14 protein-coding genes and 1 pseudogene are annotated in these 16915 nt (G+C 52.3%); 12 read left to right on the top strand and 3 right to left on the bottom strand.

What is annotated here, in order from left to right:
* Positions 1-14: 14 nt before the first annotated feature.
* The 9 genes from BQ6873_RS08325 (at position 15) to BQ6873_RS08285 (ending at position 10944) form a co-directional block, all read left to right on the top strand.
* Positions 15-1424: an Atrophin-1 multi-domain protein gene (locus BQ6873_RS08325; RefSeq protein ID WP_083664426.1), complete on the top strand. Its 1410-nt coding sequence runs from the start codon at positions 15-17 to the stop codon at positions 1422-1424.
* A complete protein-coding gene (locus tag BQ6873_RS08320) occupies positions 1424-1993 on the top strand; it encodes a serine O-acetyltransferase (RefSeq protein ID WP_076592232.1) in 570 nt (189 codons plus the stop codon). The genes BQ6873_RS08325 and BQ6873_RS08320 overlap by 1 nt, the downstream gene beginning before the upstream one ends.
* Complete coding sequence (locus BQ6873_RS08315) at positions 1990-3234, top strand: glycosyltransferase family 4 protein (RefSeq protein ID WP_197685174.1); 1245 nt, start codon at positions 1990-1992, stop codon at positions 3232-3234. The genes BQ6873_RS08320 and BQ6873_RS08315 overlap by 4 nt, the downstream gene beginning before the upstream one ends.
* Positions 3231-4418, top strand: coding sequence for a glycosyltransferase family 2 protein (locus BQ6873_RS08310; RefSeq protein ID WP_076592231.1), 1188 nt, complete (start codon positions 3231-3233; stop codon positions 4416-4418). The genes BQ6873_RS08315 and BQ6873_RS08310 overlap by 4 nt, the downstream gene beginning before the upstream one ends.
* Positions 4408-5592: a WecB/TagA/CpsF family glycosyltransferase gene (locus tag BQ6873_RS08305; protein WP_083664425.1), complete on the top strand. Its 1185-nt coding sequence runs from the start codon at positions 4408-4410 to the stop codon at positions 5590-5592. Before BQ6873_RS08310 ends, BQ6873_RS08305 begins: the two co-directional genes overlap by 11 nt.
* 226 nt (positions 5593-5818) lie before the next feature.
* Positions 5819-6838, top strand: coding sequence for a UDP-glucose 4-epimerase GalE (galE, locus tag BQ6873_RS08300; RefSeq protein WP_076592230.1), 1020 nt, complete (start codon positions 5819-5821; stop codon positions 6836-6838).
* Between the two features lie 56 nt (positions 6839-6894).
* Positions 6895-8052 (top strand): sugar phosphate nucleotidyltransferase, encoded by a 1158-nt coding sequence (locus tag BQ6873_RS08295; protein ID WP_173830590.1) that lies wholly within the window; start codon positions 6895-6897, stop codon positions 8050-8052.
* Positions 8049-9467, top strand: coding sequence for a mannose-1-phosphate guanylyltransferase/mannose-6-phosphate isomerase (locus BQ6873_RS08290; RefSeq protein WP_076592229.1), 1419 nt, complete (start codon positions 8049-8051; stop codon positions 9465-9467). Before BQ6873_RS08295 ends, BQ6873_RS08290 begins: the two co-directional genes overlap by 4 nt.
* Before the next feature lie 22 nt (positions 9468-9489).
* A complete protein-coding gene (locus BQ6873_RS08285) occupies positions 9490-10944 on the top strand; it encodes a lipopolysaccharide biosynthesis protein (protein WP_076592228.1) in 1455 nt (484 codons plus the stop codon).
* 32 nt (positions 10945-10976) lie between these two features.
* Here BQ6873_RS08285 and BQ6873_RS08280 read toward each other — a convergent pair whose 3' ends face one another.
* The 3 genes from BQ6873_RS08280 to BQ6873_RS08270 are packed head-to-tail and all read right to left on the bottom strand — an operon-like array spanning position 10977 to position 13317.
* Positions 10977-11591, bottom strand: a complete 615-nt coding sequence (locus tag BQ6873_RS08280) for a phosphatase PAP2 family protein (protein WP_076592227.1) — start codon at positions 11589-11591, stop codon at positions 10977-10979.
* A 31-nt stretch (positions 11592-11622) separates the two neighbouring features.
* A complete protein-coding gene (lgt, locus tag BQ6873_RS08275) occupies positions 11623-12420 on the bottom strand; it encodes a prolipoprotein diacylglyceryl transferase (RefSeq protein WP_076592226.1) in 798 nt (265 codons plus the stop codon).
* Between the two features lie 3 nt (positions 12421-12423).
* Positions 12424-13317 carry a LysR substrate-binding domain-containing protein gene (locus BQ6873_RS08270; RefSeq protein ID WP_076592225.1) on the bottom strand — a complete coding sequence of 298 codons (894 nt, stop codon included), beginning with the start codon at positions 13315-13317 and terminating at the stop codon, positions 12424-12426.
* Between the two features lie 182 nt (positions 13318-13499).
* Here BQ6873_RS08270 and ilvD point away from each other — a divergent pair, with 182 nt between their 5' ends.
* The 3 genes and pseudogenes from ilvD to BQ6873_RS08255 all read left to right on the top strand — a co-directional run bounded on the left by ilvD (position 13500) and on the right by BQ6873_RS08255 (position 16897).
* Positions 13500-15173, top strand: a complete 1674-nt coding sequence (ilvD, locus tag BQ6873_RS08265; protein WP_076592224.1) for a dihydroxy-acid dehydratase — start codon at positions 13500-13502, stop codon at positions 15171-15173.
* A gap of 287 nt (positions 15174-15460) precedes the next feature.
* On the top strand, positions 15461-16117 hold the full coding sequence (locus BQ6873_RS08260) for a TetR/AcrR family transcriptional regulator (RefSeq protein ID WP_076594019.1): 657 nt from the start codon (positions 15461-15463) through the stop codon (positions 16115-16117).
* An 80-nt stretch (positions 16118-16197) separates the two neighbouring features.
* Positions 16198-16897 (top strand): annotated as a pseudogene (locus BQ6873_RS08255) (alpha/beta hydrolase).
* Positions 16898-16915: the final 18 nt, after the last annotated feature.

Below are 16915 nucleotides of genomic sequence, written 5' to 3'. Positions count from 1 at the left end.
TAAGGAAATCAAACATGCATAGTCGTTATCCGAAAACCGCCATGATTTCTGCTTTTGGTTTGTTCGCAACGATACTGATTGCCAGCGCACCAGCGCAGGCGGCGGATGGCTGGGGTACTTATCGAAAACCGTTTGCGGCGACGTCGCCGTGGAATAGTCGTCCGGTTGCGCCTGCATTGGGCGATTTCGTGATTCCAAAATCGACTTACTTTCCCGGCGTGGCAGGTGGTGAATGGTCGACCGGTGTCTTTCTCGCCAGTGCGAATGACAGTGCGGTTACGGTAAGCGGCTTGCCGAACACCAAAGGTTTGTGGGACCCGGATGCGTCTACCTTTCATGATGTGACGATTCCGCGCTGGCCGGCAGATGTTGCAGCAGCGACGGCCAGCGATGGTCATGCCGATATCGTCGATCCGGTGACCGGCATCATGCATTCGTTCTGGCAACTCAAAAAGAAGGATGGCAAGTGGATAGCAGCGCAATATGCGTGGACCAAGTTGGATGGTCGTGGCTGGGGTGATCCTGCGCATTACTTCCAGGGTTCGCGTGCGGCCGGTGTGCCGACTGCAGGTGGTTTGATACGCAAGCATGAAGTCAACGATGGTGACGTCATGTATCGCCATGCGCTGGCCTTGTCACTGACGTATAACGCGCTGTCGCCCAATCCTACTTATGTATTCCCGGCGACATCGGCAGATACCAATGCTGCGACGACCAATACCGGCAAGATTCCGGAGGGTGCTTTGCTGATGTTGCCGGCTTCTTACGATACGCAAAAAATCGTCAATCCGGCTTTGCGCAAGGTGGCAGAAACCTTGAAGACCTACGGCGCTTACGTTGTGGATCGCAACTTCGGTACCCCGTTCTTTATCTATGTTGAAAACGGTGCTGGCTTCGATTTGCATAAAGGTGGCTGGGATAAATCAGTGGCCGACGATCTGGAGCGTATGCGGGCGGCGTTGCGGCCTGTGGTGTCTACACAGGAGTGGCTGGACGGCAATGGCAAGTCTGTTGTGTTGCAGGAAAAAATGAATCTGCTCTCCATGCGTGGTCCGTGGCAGCTGCAATCGGGCAGCCCACTCGCCAGCTTCGATACCTGGAAGCAGGCAGTGATTTTCCCCGCCAGCGATACACCGGTAGTGCAAGTGAATTATTCATCGCGTGGTTTGCATCCGGTTTCCTGGGCCTTGCCGCAAGCAGGGAAGACATATCGAGTGAAGGCGATCACAACCGGCGGCGCCAAGCTGCGCCTGCAGGTACGTGATCCATCCGGTACGCCTATGTACTTCGATAGCGGCGAATTGACGAATGGTGAAACCAAAAGTTTTGCATGGCCGAACAAGAACGCGATTGTGACTGTGTATGCGATCAGCGCGGTCGGTGTGCCTTCGACCGTGAGTGGTGAATTGCTGGTGCAGGACTAATGAGCAGCACGTCACACGATGCTGATTGGGCGGCGGATTTGCAACGTTATGGTTTGTCGCGTCCCTTTTTAAAGGAGCAGTCGATCTGGGCCGTGTGGACATATCGCTTCGGGCGGCGCATCGATAAACGTCCTGATGGCATCGTGCGACGTTTGCTGACATCGATTTACTGGTTGTGGTTTCGTTTGGTGGAAACGGTGGTTGGTATCAGCCTGCCGAAATCGGCAGTGATAGGGCCGGGTTTGCGGATATGGCACTTCGGTGGAATTTTTGTACATCCGGCGGTGCAGATAGGAGCGAACTGCACGCTGCGACAAGGCGTGACGATAGGCAATCGCGTCGCCGATGGTGCTGTGCCCGTCATTGGTGACGATGTCGATTTTGGTGCTTATGCACAGGTGCTGGGCGGTGTGCGTATCGGTAACGGTTGTCGGATAGGCGCGATGTCGGTGGTCTTGTGCGATGTGCCGGATGGTGCGACTGCGGTCGGTGTGCCGGCCAAAATTATCCGATTACAAGAAGTAAGCGATGTGCAGTACGAGATGGATAGTCGAAAGGAAGTGGTTTGAATTCAATACGTGTTGCCTACCTGATCAATCAGTATCCCAAGGTGAGTCACAGTTTTATTCGCCGGGAAATTCTGGCGCTGGAACGTCAGGGCATGAATGTGCAAAGAATCGCTTTGCGTGGCTGGCATGGCGATCTGGTGGATGCAGAAGATTTCACCGAGCGTGAGCGTACCCGCTATGTTTTGCAGAAAGGCTTGACGGGCTTGCTGCGTTCGACTCTGGAAATCGTGATGTCAACGCCTAGCCGTTTCTTCAAAGGTTTGCATCTGGCATGCAAGATGAGCCGACGCGCGGATCGCTCCTTGCCCTATCACTTGATCTATCTGGCGGAAGCATGTCGCGTCGCATTGTGGCTCAAGCGCGAGGGGGCGACGCATCTGCATGCACACTTCGGTACCAATTCAGCAGAGGTAGCAATGCTGGCGAGCGAACTGAGCGACGTGCCTTACAGCCTCACGATTCACGGTTCGGAAGAATTCGACAAGGCAGAGGCGATCGGTCTGTCAGAAAAACTCAAGCGCGCCACCTTTGTGGCGGCAGTCAGTTCCTTTTGTCGCAGCCAGTTGTATCGCAGCGTTGCGTATGCGCACTGGGCCAAGATGCACATCGTGCATTGTGGCGTGGATCCTGATTTTTATAGCATCGATGCAACAACAGCATCGGAGCGGCCGCGCTTTGTTTGTGTAGGTCGTTTATGCGAACAAAAGGGACAACAAATCCTGATTGAAGCAGCAGCACAGCTTGTTCGCAAAGGCATAGATTTTGAACTGGTACTAGCCGGCGATGGCGAGATGCGTCCCGAGGTGGAGGCATTGATAGCCAAGCATGAGCTGGGTTCGCGTGTGCGCATCACAGGATGGATCAGCGGCGAACAAGTCAAGCAAGAACTGCTGGCAGCGCGTGCCTTGGTGATGGCGAGTTTTGCCGAAGGCTTGCCGGTCGTGATCATGGAAGCGATGTCTGTACAGCGTCCGGTGCTGACGACCTGGATAGCCGGCATACCGGAACTGGTGATTGAGGGTGAGAACGGCTGGTTGTATCCGCCGGGTTCGGTAGATGAGCTGGCATCGGCGATGGAACGCTGTCTGAATACGCCGGCAGATGAACTCGCTCGTATGGGCGCGCGTGCGCGCACGCGTGTACTCGCACGCCACGATATAGACCATGAAGCTGCGAAGCTGATCGCACTGTTTTATCAAGTTGCGGACGATGATCGCTGGCTGCTGGGAGCACAACGATGATGATGCTATTACAGATGGTTTTGCTGTTATTGCTGGCGCTGATGTTGATCCCGGTTGCAGTCTTGCTGGTGCAGGCTATATACGCATACCGAGGAGTACAGACCACGTCTATCGAAGTGGGACGACGTCCGAGCGTGGCAGTTCTGGTACCCGCACATAACGAAGCACAAGGTATCGCCGACACGATTGCATCCATACGCGAGCAGTTGCGTGAAGACGACAGAATGCTGGTCGTTGCTGATAACTGTTCCGACGAGACAGCAGCGCTGGCATTGGCAGCAGGTGCACCGGTGCTGGAACGACACAATATGGAAGAGCGCGGCAAAGGCTATGCGCTGGATTTCGGTGTACGTCAGTTGGAACTTAGTCCGCCGGAAGTAGTGATCATCATCGATGCCGATTGCAAGATGACGCCGGGATCGATCACGCGTCTGGCATGCTTGGCGGTGTCTGCACAACGTCCGGTACAGGCGCTGGATCTGATGCGTGCACCACAACGCGCCGGATTGAAAACACGTATCGCCGAGTTTGCCTGGATCGTTAAGAACAAGGTGAGACCGCTGGGTTTTCATCATCTGGGTTTGCCTTGTCAGTTGATGGGAACCGGCATGGCTTTTCCGTGGGCTTTGATTGCGAATGCATCGCTGGCGAACGGCCATCTGGCCGAAGACATGAAACTGGGTATAGAGATGGCGAGAGACGGTGCCGCGCCCTTGTTCTGCCCCGAAGCATGCGTGATCAGTTATTTTCCGATAGGTGAAGAAGCGACGCGCATGCAGCGTACGCGCTGGGAGCATGGTCACATGGGCATGATCATCAGTGATGGCTGGCGCTTGTTAGTGCAAGGTATGGTTCAACGTAATCGTGTATTGCTCGCGATGGCGCTGGATATGTGCGTGCCACCGCTAGCCTTGTTGACACTGCTTGCTCTCGCCGCATTTGTTATCACCTTGTTGAACTATGCACTCTTCAAATTCATGGCTCCATTGTTACTGAGCACGGTGATTCTAGGTGCCTTGTCATTGGCGATATTGTTGTCGTGGCAACGCTTTGCTCAAGATGTACTCAGCTTAAAGGATTTGTTTTCCGCACTCGGCTATGCCTTCTGGAAAATTCCTTTGTACATGAAGTTCTTTGTGAATCGGCAGCTTGAATGGGTGAGGGCGAAGCGCGATGCAGAGTAATCATACAGCGCAGATATCGTCATTCGATGTGGATGCAATGACTGGCTACCCGATCAAAACCGATTTCCAGCGCAAGGTAGTGTGCATACTCGGCCTGCCGTTTGATGTGGTCAGCATGCAGCAGGCGGTAGATAAAGTGGTAGACGCTGCACAAAACGGCGAGCGCTGTTTTCTATCGACACCAAATTTGAATTTCGCTGTTGCTAGTTTGGACGGAGGGGATTTTCGCGATTCGGTAATACGCAGCGATTTGTCGGTAGTGGATGGCATGCCGCTGGTATGGATTGCACGACTACTTGGCTTGCCGGTACGTGAACGTGTCGCCGGCTCCAGCTTGTTTGAAAAATTACGCGAGCAAACCAAGACGAAGCTGCGCGTATATTTTTTCGGTGGACCGGATGGCGTGGCAGAAAAAGCTGAAGAAAAATTGAATATGATTCCGTCTGGTCTGACCTGCGTAGGTCATGATGCGCCCGGCTTTGGTAGCGTAGAACAAATGAGCAGTAGCGTAATCATCAATCGCATCAATGCCAGCCAGCCGGATTTTCTAGTGGTAGCGTTGGGTGCAAAAAAAGGACAGGCGTGGATAGAACACAATCTGTCTACTTTGCATGTACCTGTCATCAGCCATCTTGGCGCAGTGGTGAATTTCGTCGCTGGAACCATCGTTCGCGCACCGATCTGGGTTAGACGTCTGGGATTCGAATGGTTGTGGCGCATCAAGGAGGAGCCTGCATTGTGGCGGCGTTATTTTCATGATGGCTTGGCGCTGCTCAAACTCATGGCGCTGCACGTCATACCGTGTGCGATTGCATTGCGTCTACGCAAGCCAGACATGCTTGCAATATCAGAGGCGAAGATAGCGCTCATCCAACATGGCAGTCATTGCATGATCACTGCAAGCGGTGCATGGGGAGATGAAAATCTCTCGCCTATGCGACTGGCGTTCTCTGAGGCAACAGCATCACGATGCGATATCCGTATCGATTTCTCTGCAGTGACACAGATCGATAGCGCATGCATAGCGCTATTGATGCTGCTGTATGGACATCAATCAAAAATAAATCGTGATTTTATTTTGAGCAATGTGCAGCCTGATGTCAGACACTTGTTACGCATGGTTTGTGCTGATTATCTTGTCGCTGTCGATCAAACAGTGCTGGCAACGTGTTGATCATGTAAAAAATGCGCGCGAAGCTTGTATAAACCGTGCATATTTTTCAAATTCGAACGACATAAATTTCCGAGAAAAAATATTTCATTTGTGTGAATTTTCCCTATGAAAATTACGCGTAAAAATTTTTATCTTTATCGTTAAATCTTCGAAAGTAAAAGTGAACTTTGTAGTCATTCAACTATCTTTGTAAGGGTGCAAACTTGCCGCTTCCTGGATAAATGAAATGCAAATACTGGTAACAGGAGGAGCTGGTTACATCGGCTCACATACTTGTGTAGAACTGATCAAAGCGGGTTATCAAGTGGTCGTTGTCGATAATCTGTGCAACAGCAAAATATCGGTGCTGGATCGCGTCGCCACAATTACAGGTACATCACTCCCTTTCATACAAATTGATTTGCGTGACAGAGAATCTCTCGAGCAAGTATTTTCTGAATATCAATTTGATGCGGTGATACATTTTGCCGGACTGAAAGCTGTGGGTGAATCGGTGGCAGAGCCACTGCGCTATTACGACAACAACGTTGAAGGCAGTCTGGTCCTGTTTCAAGTGATGGCTGCGCATGGTGTGAAGAATCTGGTGTTCAGTTCTTCCGCAACTGTCTATGGCGATCCGGCGACGGTGCCTATACTCGAAGACTTCCCATTGGCGGCAACGAATCCTTACGGTCGCAGCAAATTGATGATCGAAGAAATGTTGCGCGATGTGGCGACATCCGATCCAGCATGGTGCATCGCCTTGCTGCGTTACTTCAATCCGGCTGGTGCGCATGAGAGCGGCTTGATCGGTGAAGATCCGAACGATATCCCGAATAATTTATTTCCTTATGTAGCGCAGGTTGCTTCCGGCAGACGCGAGTTGCTGTCGGTCTATGGCGACGATTATCCGACGATCGATGGCACTGGCGTGCGCGATTACATACATGTCGTCGATCTGGCGATAGGACATGTCAAGACACTAGTCAGGTTATTGAGCAAGGAGGCCGGCGTGATGGCTTACAACCTCGGTACCGGTTGCGGCAGTAGCGTGCTGCAAATGATCCAGGCGTTTGAACAGGCGAGCGGGCGACGGATTCCATATCGCATAGTCGCGCGTAGGCCCGGCGATATCGCTGTGTGTTTCGCCGATGCTTCGCTCGCGCAGCGTGAGTTGAACTGGCGCGCGGAACGCAGCATAGAACAGATGTGTACAGATTCATGGCGCTGGCAGGCGATGTCGGAAGATCGCTTTTCCTTCGCTTGAATTTTTAAGACTCTTATCAAGCCCATCAACATTCAATCAGTGAGTTCAAGGAAAACATGAAAGCAATGATTCTTGCCGCAGGCAAAGGGACACGCGTCCAACCTCTTACTTATGAGCTGCCCAAGCCGATGATCCCGATACTGGGCAAGCCGGTGATGGAGTATCTGGTCGAGCATCTGGTCAAGTACGGCATACACGAGATCATGGTCAACGTCAGTTACTTGCACCAGAAGATAGAAGACTATTTCGGCGAAGGTCAGCGCTTCGGTGCGCAGATTGGTTATTCGTTTGAAGGTTATATGACCGATGACGGCGAAGTGATGCCCAAGCCTATCGGCTCTGCTGGCGGCTTGAAGAAGATACAGGAGTTCGGCGGCTTCTTCGATGAAACGACTTTGGTCATCTGTGGCGATGCACTCATCGATCTGGATATCAAATCAGCGCTGTTCGAGCACAGACAAAAAGGCGCGATGGTCAGCATCATCACCAAGGAAGTAGAGCGCTCCAAGGTGTCTGATTACGGCATGGTGGTGACCGATGATGAAGGCCGTGTGCTTTCATTCCAGGAAAAACCGAAGCCGGAAGACGCGTTGTCGAATCTTGCCAGCACGGGTATTTATATTTTCGAGCCGGAAGTGCTGGATCTGATTCCATCCGGTGTGGAGTTCGATATCGGCTCACAACTGTTTCCCTTGCTGGTGGAAAAAGGCGTGCCTTTCTTTGCGCAAAAGCGTTTCTTCAACTGGATAGATATCGGTAATGTGAAAGATTACTGGTCGGTATCGCAAAATGTGCTGAAGGGTGAACTGGCGCACATGACGATGCCGGGCACGCAGATCGCCGATGGTTTGTGGGTGGGTCTCAACACCAATATTGATTGGGAAGGCACGACAATAGAAGGGCCGGTCTATCTCGGCTCTGGCAGCACGATAGAAGCCGGCAGTACGATCATCGGCCCGACCTGGATAGGACACGGCAGCCAGATATGCAGCGGTTCGGAAGTGGTACGCAGTGTGCTGTTCGAATACACGCGCGTGTCGCCGCATTCCCAGATGTCGGAGCTAGTCGTTTGCAAGGATTACTGCGTCAGTCGTGAAGGCAAGATGCAGCATGTTTCTGAATGCGTGGAAGACTACTGGCGCGATGCACGCGATAGACGCGGTAAAACACGCGTACCGGAAGTGAAGACACGCAAGCTAGCCGGTGTCGTGTGAAGATTTATCCAGTCATTCTGTCTGGTGGATCGGGTAGTCGATTATGGCCGCTATCGCGTGCAGCATTGCCCAAGCAATTGCTGCCGCTGGTGTCCGAGCGCACGATGTTGCAGGACACCGTATTACGCGTCGCTACTTGGAAGGGTATCGCGCCACCGCTCATCGTATGCGGTAACGATCATCGCTTTCTGGTAGCCGAGCAATTGCGCCAGATAGGCGTGACACCGACGGCAATCTTGCTGGAAGCGCAAGGACGTAATACGGCACCTGCGGTTGCAGCTGCGGCCAATTACCTGAGCGCTGTCGATCCTGATGCGGTGATGCTGGTATTGCCGGCCGATCACATGATCAGCGATCCGGATGCCTTCCATCTCGCGGTGATGCTGGCAGCAGATGCGATCGGCACTACCGCACTGGCGACTTTCGGCATCGTGCCGACTTCAGCTGAAACCGGTTATGGCTATATACGTCGCGGTGCGGCGTTAGATGCATCCGATACCTGTTTTTCGGTGGAGCGCTTTGTCGAGAAACCGGATCGTGCCACTGCAGAGCAATTCGTCGCCGATAAAAATTATTCGTGGAATAGTGGCATGTTCATGTTCCGCGCTTCCGCTTATCTGGCCGAGCTGCAGCGCTTGCAGCCGGAGATGGCGCAATGTTGTGCGCTTGCAGTACACGATGCGTACAACGATTTATCCTTTTGCCGTCTGGATGAAACGGCCTATGCGGCTTGTCCGGCAGAGTCTATTGATTTTGCGGTGATGGAACATACTGCGCATGCGTTGGTGATTCCGGTCGATATAGGCTGGAGCGATGTCGGCTCATGGTCGGCTTTGGCAGAAATACAGCCCGGTGATAAAAATGGAAATATTCTGCACGGTGATGTCTATACGGATGGCGTGACAGATACGTTGATCCGCTCCGAGAGCCGCTTCGTCGCGGCGATAGGTGTCGACAACCTGATCGTGGTTGAAACCAAGGATGCAGTCCTGATCGTGGCTAAGGATCAGGTGCAGCGCGTCAAGCATGTGGTTGATCACTTGAAACTGGAGCAACGCAGCGAACATCTGAACCATACCCGTGTGTACCGGCCGTGGGGTTCCTATGAAGGTATCGATGCTGGCGAGCGTTTCCAGGTCAAACGCATCACGGTTGATCCGGGCGAGAAGCTATCGTTGCAGATGCATCACCATCGCGCAGAGCATTGGGTCGTTGTGACCGGCACTGCACGCATCACCTGCGGCGAGACGGTCAGGCTGCTGACTGAAAATGAATCCATCTACATTCCCATCGGCACCACGCACAGACTTGAAAATCCGGGCAAGATGCCGCTCCACCTGATCGAAGTGCAATCAGGAGCTTATCTGGGAGAAGATGACATTGTGCGTTTTGACGATGTCTATCAACGAGCGTGATGTTGCATAGAACGGTATTGCCATGAAGAACATGCGACGCGTAGTGCCATGGGCGATAGTCGATAGCCTGGGCGTCGGTCTGCTCGGTTTTCTGACGTTGGCGATCATGACGCGTGTGCTGACGCCAGCTGACTTCGGCAGCGTTGCCTTCGCGCAGGCTATCGTCCTGATGACGCAACTAGTGATCGCACTCGGCATCAACGAAGCATTGATACAGCGTCGACCGATCAATATGCTGCATATCGATAGCGCATTCTGGGTATCAGTCTGCCTCGGCATAGTCGGTTTTGTTTTTTGCCTCGGTGTGGGTCTTTACTTCATCTACTTCATGCAGCAATCTTTGGTCGGTACCATTTTGATCATCGAAGGTACAGCCTGCATGTTTACCGGTTTGAACTTGCTGCCGTCGGCAATGCTGGATCGCAAGTTGCGCACCAAGGCGATTGCGCGACGTACTGTGGCCGGGCGCTTGAGTTATTGCCTGGTTGCGATCGGATTGGCAGTGGCGCATTTCGGTGTGTGGAGCATAGTGATCGCCGGTGTTGTACAGAATCTGATTTTGACTGCGATCTTTTGGCGCGGACAGAAACGCTGGCCGCAGCGACGGTTCTCCATGCCACATGCAAAACAGCTAGTCGCATTTGGCTTCCCGGTCATGCTCGAAGGAGCGTTGTGGGCTTTCCTGACGCGGGGCTTTAATCTGCTGATCGGTGCCATCCATGGTTTGAATGTGCTGGGTCTGGTGAGTGTTGCTTTCAAGGCGAGTGATGCCTTGTCGAATGTCGTCGGTAGTGTGGCGGGACGCATCGGCTTGCCGCTGTTCTCATCGATGCAGCAGGATAGAGAGCGATTACAAAGTGCCTTCATGCAAGTGACGCAGATCATGGCGTTTGTGGCGACGCCGATTTTTATCGGACTGGCCTTGACCGCACAGCAATGGGTGCCGCTGCTGCTAGGTGACAAATGGTCGGAAGCGATTCCGATGATCGTCGTCTTGTGTCTGATTTGGGTGACGAGCTTCACGCGTATTTTCGTCAGTCCATATCTGCGTGCACTGGGCCATCCGCGTGCCTTGCTGATGCCAGGTGTGTTCGCGAGTATCTGCACGATAGCGGTGGTTTTTCTGACTGCGAATCACGCGCCTATCTATATCATCCTGGCATGGTCTTGCCGCGTTGCAGTGACGTATCCGTTGGGCCTTTATCTGCTGCGTAAATATGCAGGCATTCCGATGCTGCAGCAATTGAAGCCGCTGGCTACGCCATTTTTCTGTACAGCGACGATGGCAGTGTGCGTGGTCGCGGTACAGCTTGCGCTTGCAGATCGCGGCTTGTCGCTGCTATCGGTATTGCTGGTGTCTATGTTGGCGGGAGCAGTCAGTTATGCGGCGATAGTGTTTTTTCTCTACCGCAGAATGTTGCCTGGCATGCTGGCGAACTGGCGCAGCGGTGAGCTGCGCAGTGCCAGAAGTAGATAGCTTTAGTCGTGCGCGGAAGAGGTCAGGCTAGATCAATGTCCGCGCATGCGTTCAATGATGTCATTGGTATGTTCACTGCCGGCGAGAGCAACTGCAACACGCTGTATCCAGTTTTCCGTCGGTGCCGGTTCCATACTTACAAGTGGTAACAGCAAGATCAAACCTGCGATCAGCAGACGACGATCGAAGGTAACTGTTGGACGCTGCGAACAAGTCCAAATAAAACAAAAACTGATGAGCAGGCCGAGCAGCAATCCACTGATAGCTTCGGAGACTGAATGTGCGCCGAGCACCAAGCGTGAGATGCAGATGGCGATAGAGAATCCGATTGCGAATAACAGGCCAGCCAGACGGATCTGTTGTCTCTGTCTTTGCAGAAGGATGTAGATCAGCGGCGGCGCTATCGTGGCAGCGCGCATGGCATGCCCACTAAAGCCTTTGAAGTCGACAGATGCGATGCCTATACCCCAACCGACATAGGCAATCTTGGTCGCCGCAACGATCAATAGACCGAATCCAAGCAGCAGGCACCACCAGAAGGCTGATTTCCATTCGCGTGCACAAGCCAGCCAGATGGCTAGCAGTGCAGCGAGAGGGAGAGTGAAGTTGGTATCAGCGAGTTTGGTAAATGCGAGCCAGGAAATCATAAGCCAGTCTGTAATCGATAAGAGAAGGTCATTAAGCAGCTTTCTTGCGATAAGCAATCAGCAGCATGACGATACCCAACACGATCAGCGGTACTGACAACATCTGTCCGGCAGAGATAGTGATATTAGCGAAGTGCACTTCGTAATCCGGTATGCGGAAGTATTCGGTGAAGAAACGTGCCGAGCCATATAACAAGCAGAACATGCCACCGACCGCCATGCGTGGACGTTCCTTGCGTGCAAACAGCCAGAGCAGGATAAACATTAGTACGCCATCGACCAAGGCTTGATACAGAGGGGACGGATGACGCGGCAGATTATCGACATTCGGCCAGATCATGGCCCATGGCAGCGATGCATCGGCAACGCGGCCCGGTAATTCTGCATTGATGAAGTTGCCGAGACGACCAAAGGCATAACCGAGCGGCACCATAGGCGCGATGAAATCCCACACGTCGAGCACATTGCGTTTTTGTTTGTGCGCCCAAATACTCATCGCAAACAGTACGCCGAGGAAGCCACCGTGGAAGGACATGCCGCCTTTCCATACCTTGAAGATTTCCAGCGGATTCGAGAAGTAATAACTAGGATCGTAAAACAGAACTTCGCCCAATCGGCCGCCTATCACCACGCCGAGCACACCGTAGAACAGCATGTCCTCGATGTCTTCCTTGCGCCAGCCGGCGCGTGCAATATGCGGTTGCTTGATGCGTATGCGTGCCAGCCAGATGAACTGGGCAAATGCAGCCAAATACATCAAACCGTACCAGCGGATGGCGAGTGGTCCGATTGAAATGGCAATCGGATCGGGCATAGGATGAATCCACATGTTCTATTTCTTTCGCAATAATTCAAGAAAAGCGTTCAGCACCGGCGACGTATTATCGCGTCGCCATGCCAAACCGGTTTCGACTAAAGGCGTTTTATTTGCCAGCGCTTTATAGTCGACGCCAGGTCGTTTTAGGTTTGAGACGGATTGTGGCACAAGCGCGATACCCATGCCGGCAGACACTAAACCGATGATGGTTTGCATCTGTATCGCTTCCTGCCCGATATGCGGCGTCAAACCGGCGTCGCGATAACAAGCCAGAATCGCATCATGAAAGGCAGGAGCAATCCGTCGCGGGAAAATAATCAATGGCATCTCGGCTACAGCCTGCAATGCCACGGTCTGTTTTCCACGCAAAGCCTTCAATCCCTTAGGTGCAGCCAGAATCAAAGGTTCAGATAAAACCGGTAAATAATCCAGTTGCAGCTTGGCTTTGTCCGGCAAAGGTGGAATCAGCAGGCCGACATCGATGCGTCCTTGGGCCAGATCGTCCAGTTGAATGTCAGTGGTCGCTTCGCGCAGATCGATTTCCACGGCAGGATACGCTTCACGGAATTCGCGTAGAAAGGGCGGTAACACGCTGTAATCGGCGGTCGAGACAAATGCCAGAGACAGGCGGCCGGATGCGCCGGATGCCGCACGGCGCATCAAATCAGGCAAGGCCGCCGTTTGTTGCAGGATGCGTCTTGCTTCTGGCAGCAGAGCGATGCCGGCCGGTGTCAGCGCCACGCTACGGCTGGTGCGGCGGAATAGCTGCACGCCCAGCATGGCTTCCAGCGCTTGTATCGATTGCGACAAGGGCGGTTGCGTCATGTGCAGGCGTAGCGCAGCACGGCCGAAGTGCATTTCCTCGGCGACGGTGACGAAGTGGCGTAGTTGTCTTAATTCGATATTCATAACGATAATTTACCTCATATCAATATATTCTACATATTGATCATGATGGAATCATATATTTGACACATGGCTCGACGCAAGGCAATCTAGGCGCTCTTTTCAAGGATTTGCCCTGTTACCGGGCAGGCAATCGTTGCAGCCTTTATTGCAACGTACCGATTTGCATTCTTTCTGGAGTCATCATGGCATTCAATCGCCGCTCGAAAAATATTACGCAGGGTATCTCCCGCAGCCCGAATCGCTCTATGTATTACGCAATGGGCTACGAAAAGGAAGATTTCGACAAACCTATGGTCGGTGTCGCCAACGGTCACTCGACGATCACGCCATGTAATTCCGGTTTGCAAAAATTGGCAGATATCGCCATCAAAACCATCAAGGATGAAGGCGGCAATCCACAAGTATTCGGCACACCGACGATTTCCGACGGTATGTCCATGGGTACGGAAGGCATGAAGTATTCGCTGATTTCGCGCGAAGTCATCGCCGACTGTATCGAAACCGCAGTCAACGGCCAATGGATGGACGGCGTGTTGGTCATCGGTGGTTGCGACAAGAATATGCCAGGCGGCATGATCGCGATGCTGCGCACCAACGTGCCTAGTATCTATGTTTACGGCGGCACCATCAAACCGGGTAACTGGAAAGGTAAAGACCTGACCATCGTTTCAGCATTTGAAGCTGTTGGTGAATTTACTGCTGGTCGTATGTCGCAAGAAGATTTCGACGGTATCGAACGCAATGCCTGCCCATCGGCTGGTTCCTGCGGCGGTATGTACACTGCGAACACCATGTCGTCTTCGTTTGAAGCATTGGGTCTGGCATTGCCTTACTCATCGACCATGGCGAATCCTGACGATGAAAAAGTTGGCTCCGCAGCGGAATCCGCGCGCGTGCTGATCCAAGCGATCAAGAACGACTTGAAGCCACGCGATATCGTGACGCGCAAAGCTATCGAAAATGCAGTTGCCGTCATCATGGCAACCGGCGGCTCGACCAATGCGGTCTTGCACTTCCTCGCAATTGCACACGCTGCAGAAATCGATTGGACCATCGACGACTTCGAACGCATGCGTAAAAAAGTACCAGTCATCTGCGATCTGAAGCCATCCGGTAAATACGTGGCAACCGATTTGCATAAAGCTGGTGGTATTCCACAAGTCATGAAAGTATTGCTCGACGCCGGTTTGCTGCACGGTGATTGCATGACGATTACCGGTCAAACCGTTGCTGAAGCGCTGGCTAATATTCCATCGGTGCCACGTGCTGATCAAGATGTGATTCACACCATCGACAAAGCTTTGTACGCGCAAGGTCACTTGGCGATTTTGAAAGGCAATCTGTCACCTGAAGGTTGCGTTGCCAAGATTACCGGTTTGAAAAATCCAGTTATCACTGGTCCAGCACGCGTGTTCGATGACGAATACTCGGCTATGGACGCGATCATGGCGAAGAAAATCGTCGCTGGCGACGTCTTGGTCATGCGTTACCTCGGACCAAAAGGTGGTCCAGGCATGCCTGAGATGTTGGCACCAACATCGGCACTGGTCGGTCAAGGTCTGGGTGAATCGGTAGGCTTGATTACCGATGGTCGCTTCTCCGGTGGTACCTGGGGCATGGTCGTTGGTCACGTCTCACCAGAAGCGTTCGTTGGCGGTCTCATCGGTTTGGTCGAAGAGGGCGATTCCGTCACTATCGATGCACATCAATTGCTGATCCAATTGAACGTATCGGAAGAAGAAATCGCACGTCGTCGCACCAACTGGAAACAACCTGCACCGCGTTATACACGTGGCGTATTGGCAAAATATGCAGCCTTGGCATCGACTGCAAGTAAAGGCGCTGTTACAGGCTGATGTTGATTGTTTGATGTATGTAAAAAGCCGGCTGATGCCGGCTTTTTTATTGCTTGTGGCAAGTCTTGGGAATTCACTTTGACTGACACGATTGTGTCTTCAGCACAGTTCGTTTCCTATGCAAATCAATGTCGCTGCTGACGGGCAGTGGATGAATGCCGTCTGAATTCTATTGATTGATGATTACACGATGGTCTAAACTAATGACCAGTCGTTCATTTAAGTGCAGCCGTTTCGATCTAGAAAAACAAATCACGAACAAAGCAATCAGCGATACAAAAACAGCCATGACATCAACTCCAAAGAAACAAGCCAGTGCAGAAAAAAACAGTGTGACTAAAACACGCGTGCGCCTGTTGCCAGAAGTGCGTCGTCGACAGATTCTGGATGCGGCACTGATCGAGTTCGGTTCGCTAGGCTTTACCGCAGCGAGTATTTCCAAGATTGCTCAACGCGCTGGTACATCCAAGGCCAATCTCTACGTGCACTTCGCCAACAAGGATGAAATCTTCGAAACCTTGCTCAGAGACTTGCTCGCTCCATCGCAAGGATTCTGGCAGCACGTGCAAGGGGATCTAAATCTCGACGATCAGATCGATACATTTATCGATAAGACTTACGCAGGCCTCACGCCCCAGGCTGTTGAAGTCATCCGGCTTGTGATCTCGGAGAGTCACCGTGTACCGGCATTGATCCAACGATGGCACGAAGAAACCGTGATGCCGGCGCGGGCCGAGCAGCAGCGTCAGATTGATCAGTATGTGGCGAAGGGGGAGATGTTTGCCAATCCGCTTACCGATAACTTCAGTTTCATCATGGCGCCTGTGCTTTATGCGGCTGTCGCAAAAATGATCTTTGATCCGAACATGGCAGAGAGCGAATATCAGAAGATCAAGGAAACACATCGCAAGGTGTTGCATATGCTGTTGAAGCCGCAAACGTAATGCTCATGGCATTGAGTATTTGAATAATATGATTCGCGGAAGTTGGTGAATTTTCTTTAATGACAGATTGGAGATAGATCATGAACAACAAGCCTACGATTATTTTGGTACATGGTTTTTGGGGGTGGCGCTGCACATTGGAGCAAGGTCATTCTCGAGCTGTCACGTAAGGGTTACACATCTATTTACGCGGTGGAATTACCACTGACATCACTGGCAGATGATGCCGAGCGCACACGGAAAATGATCGCGCAACAGCAAGGCCCAGTCTTGCTGGTCGGTCACTCGTATGGCGGTGCTGTCATTACGGAAGCAGGTGATCAATCGAACGTCATTGGTCTGGTGTATATCGCCGCATTTGCTCCCGATGCTGGAGAAAGTGCCGGCGGCATTACCCAAGAACATCCGCCTGTTGCTATACAAAATCTTGCGCCTGATAGTGATGGTTATTTATGGGCCAAGCAGGATAAATTCCACGAAAGCTTTTGTCAGGATCTGACGCCGGACGAAGGGCTAGTGATGGCGGTAACGCAAAAAGCGCCTCTCGCCAGTACCTTCGGCGACACGATCACTGCTCCTGCATGGAAAAAGAAACCATCGTGGTATCAAATTTCAAGTGAAGACAGAATGATCTCGCCAGTGAATCAGGAGCGGATGTCGGCACGACTCGGTGCGAGAAAAATCATCACCTTGAAGGCAAGTCATGCTTCGCTGGCGTCAAAGCCACTAGAAGTGACTGCATTGATCGATGAAGCTGCGACGGAAGCGCTGAAAGGCTAACAGGCTCGCATCTATTTG

Source organism: Herminiimonas arsenitoxidans (genome assembly GCF_900130075.1).
GTDB classification, from domain to species: domain Bacteria; phylum Pseudomonadota; class Gammaproteobacteria; order Burkholderiales; family Burkholderiaceae_D; genus Oxalicibacterium; species Oxalicibacterium arsenitoxidans.
This window is presented reverse-complemented; position numbering and strand designations above follow the sequence as displayed.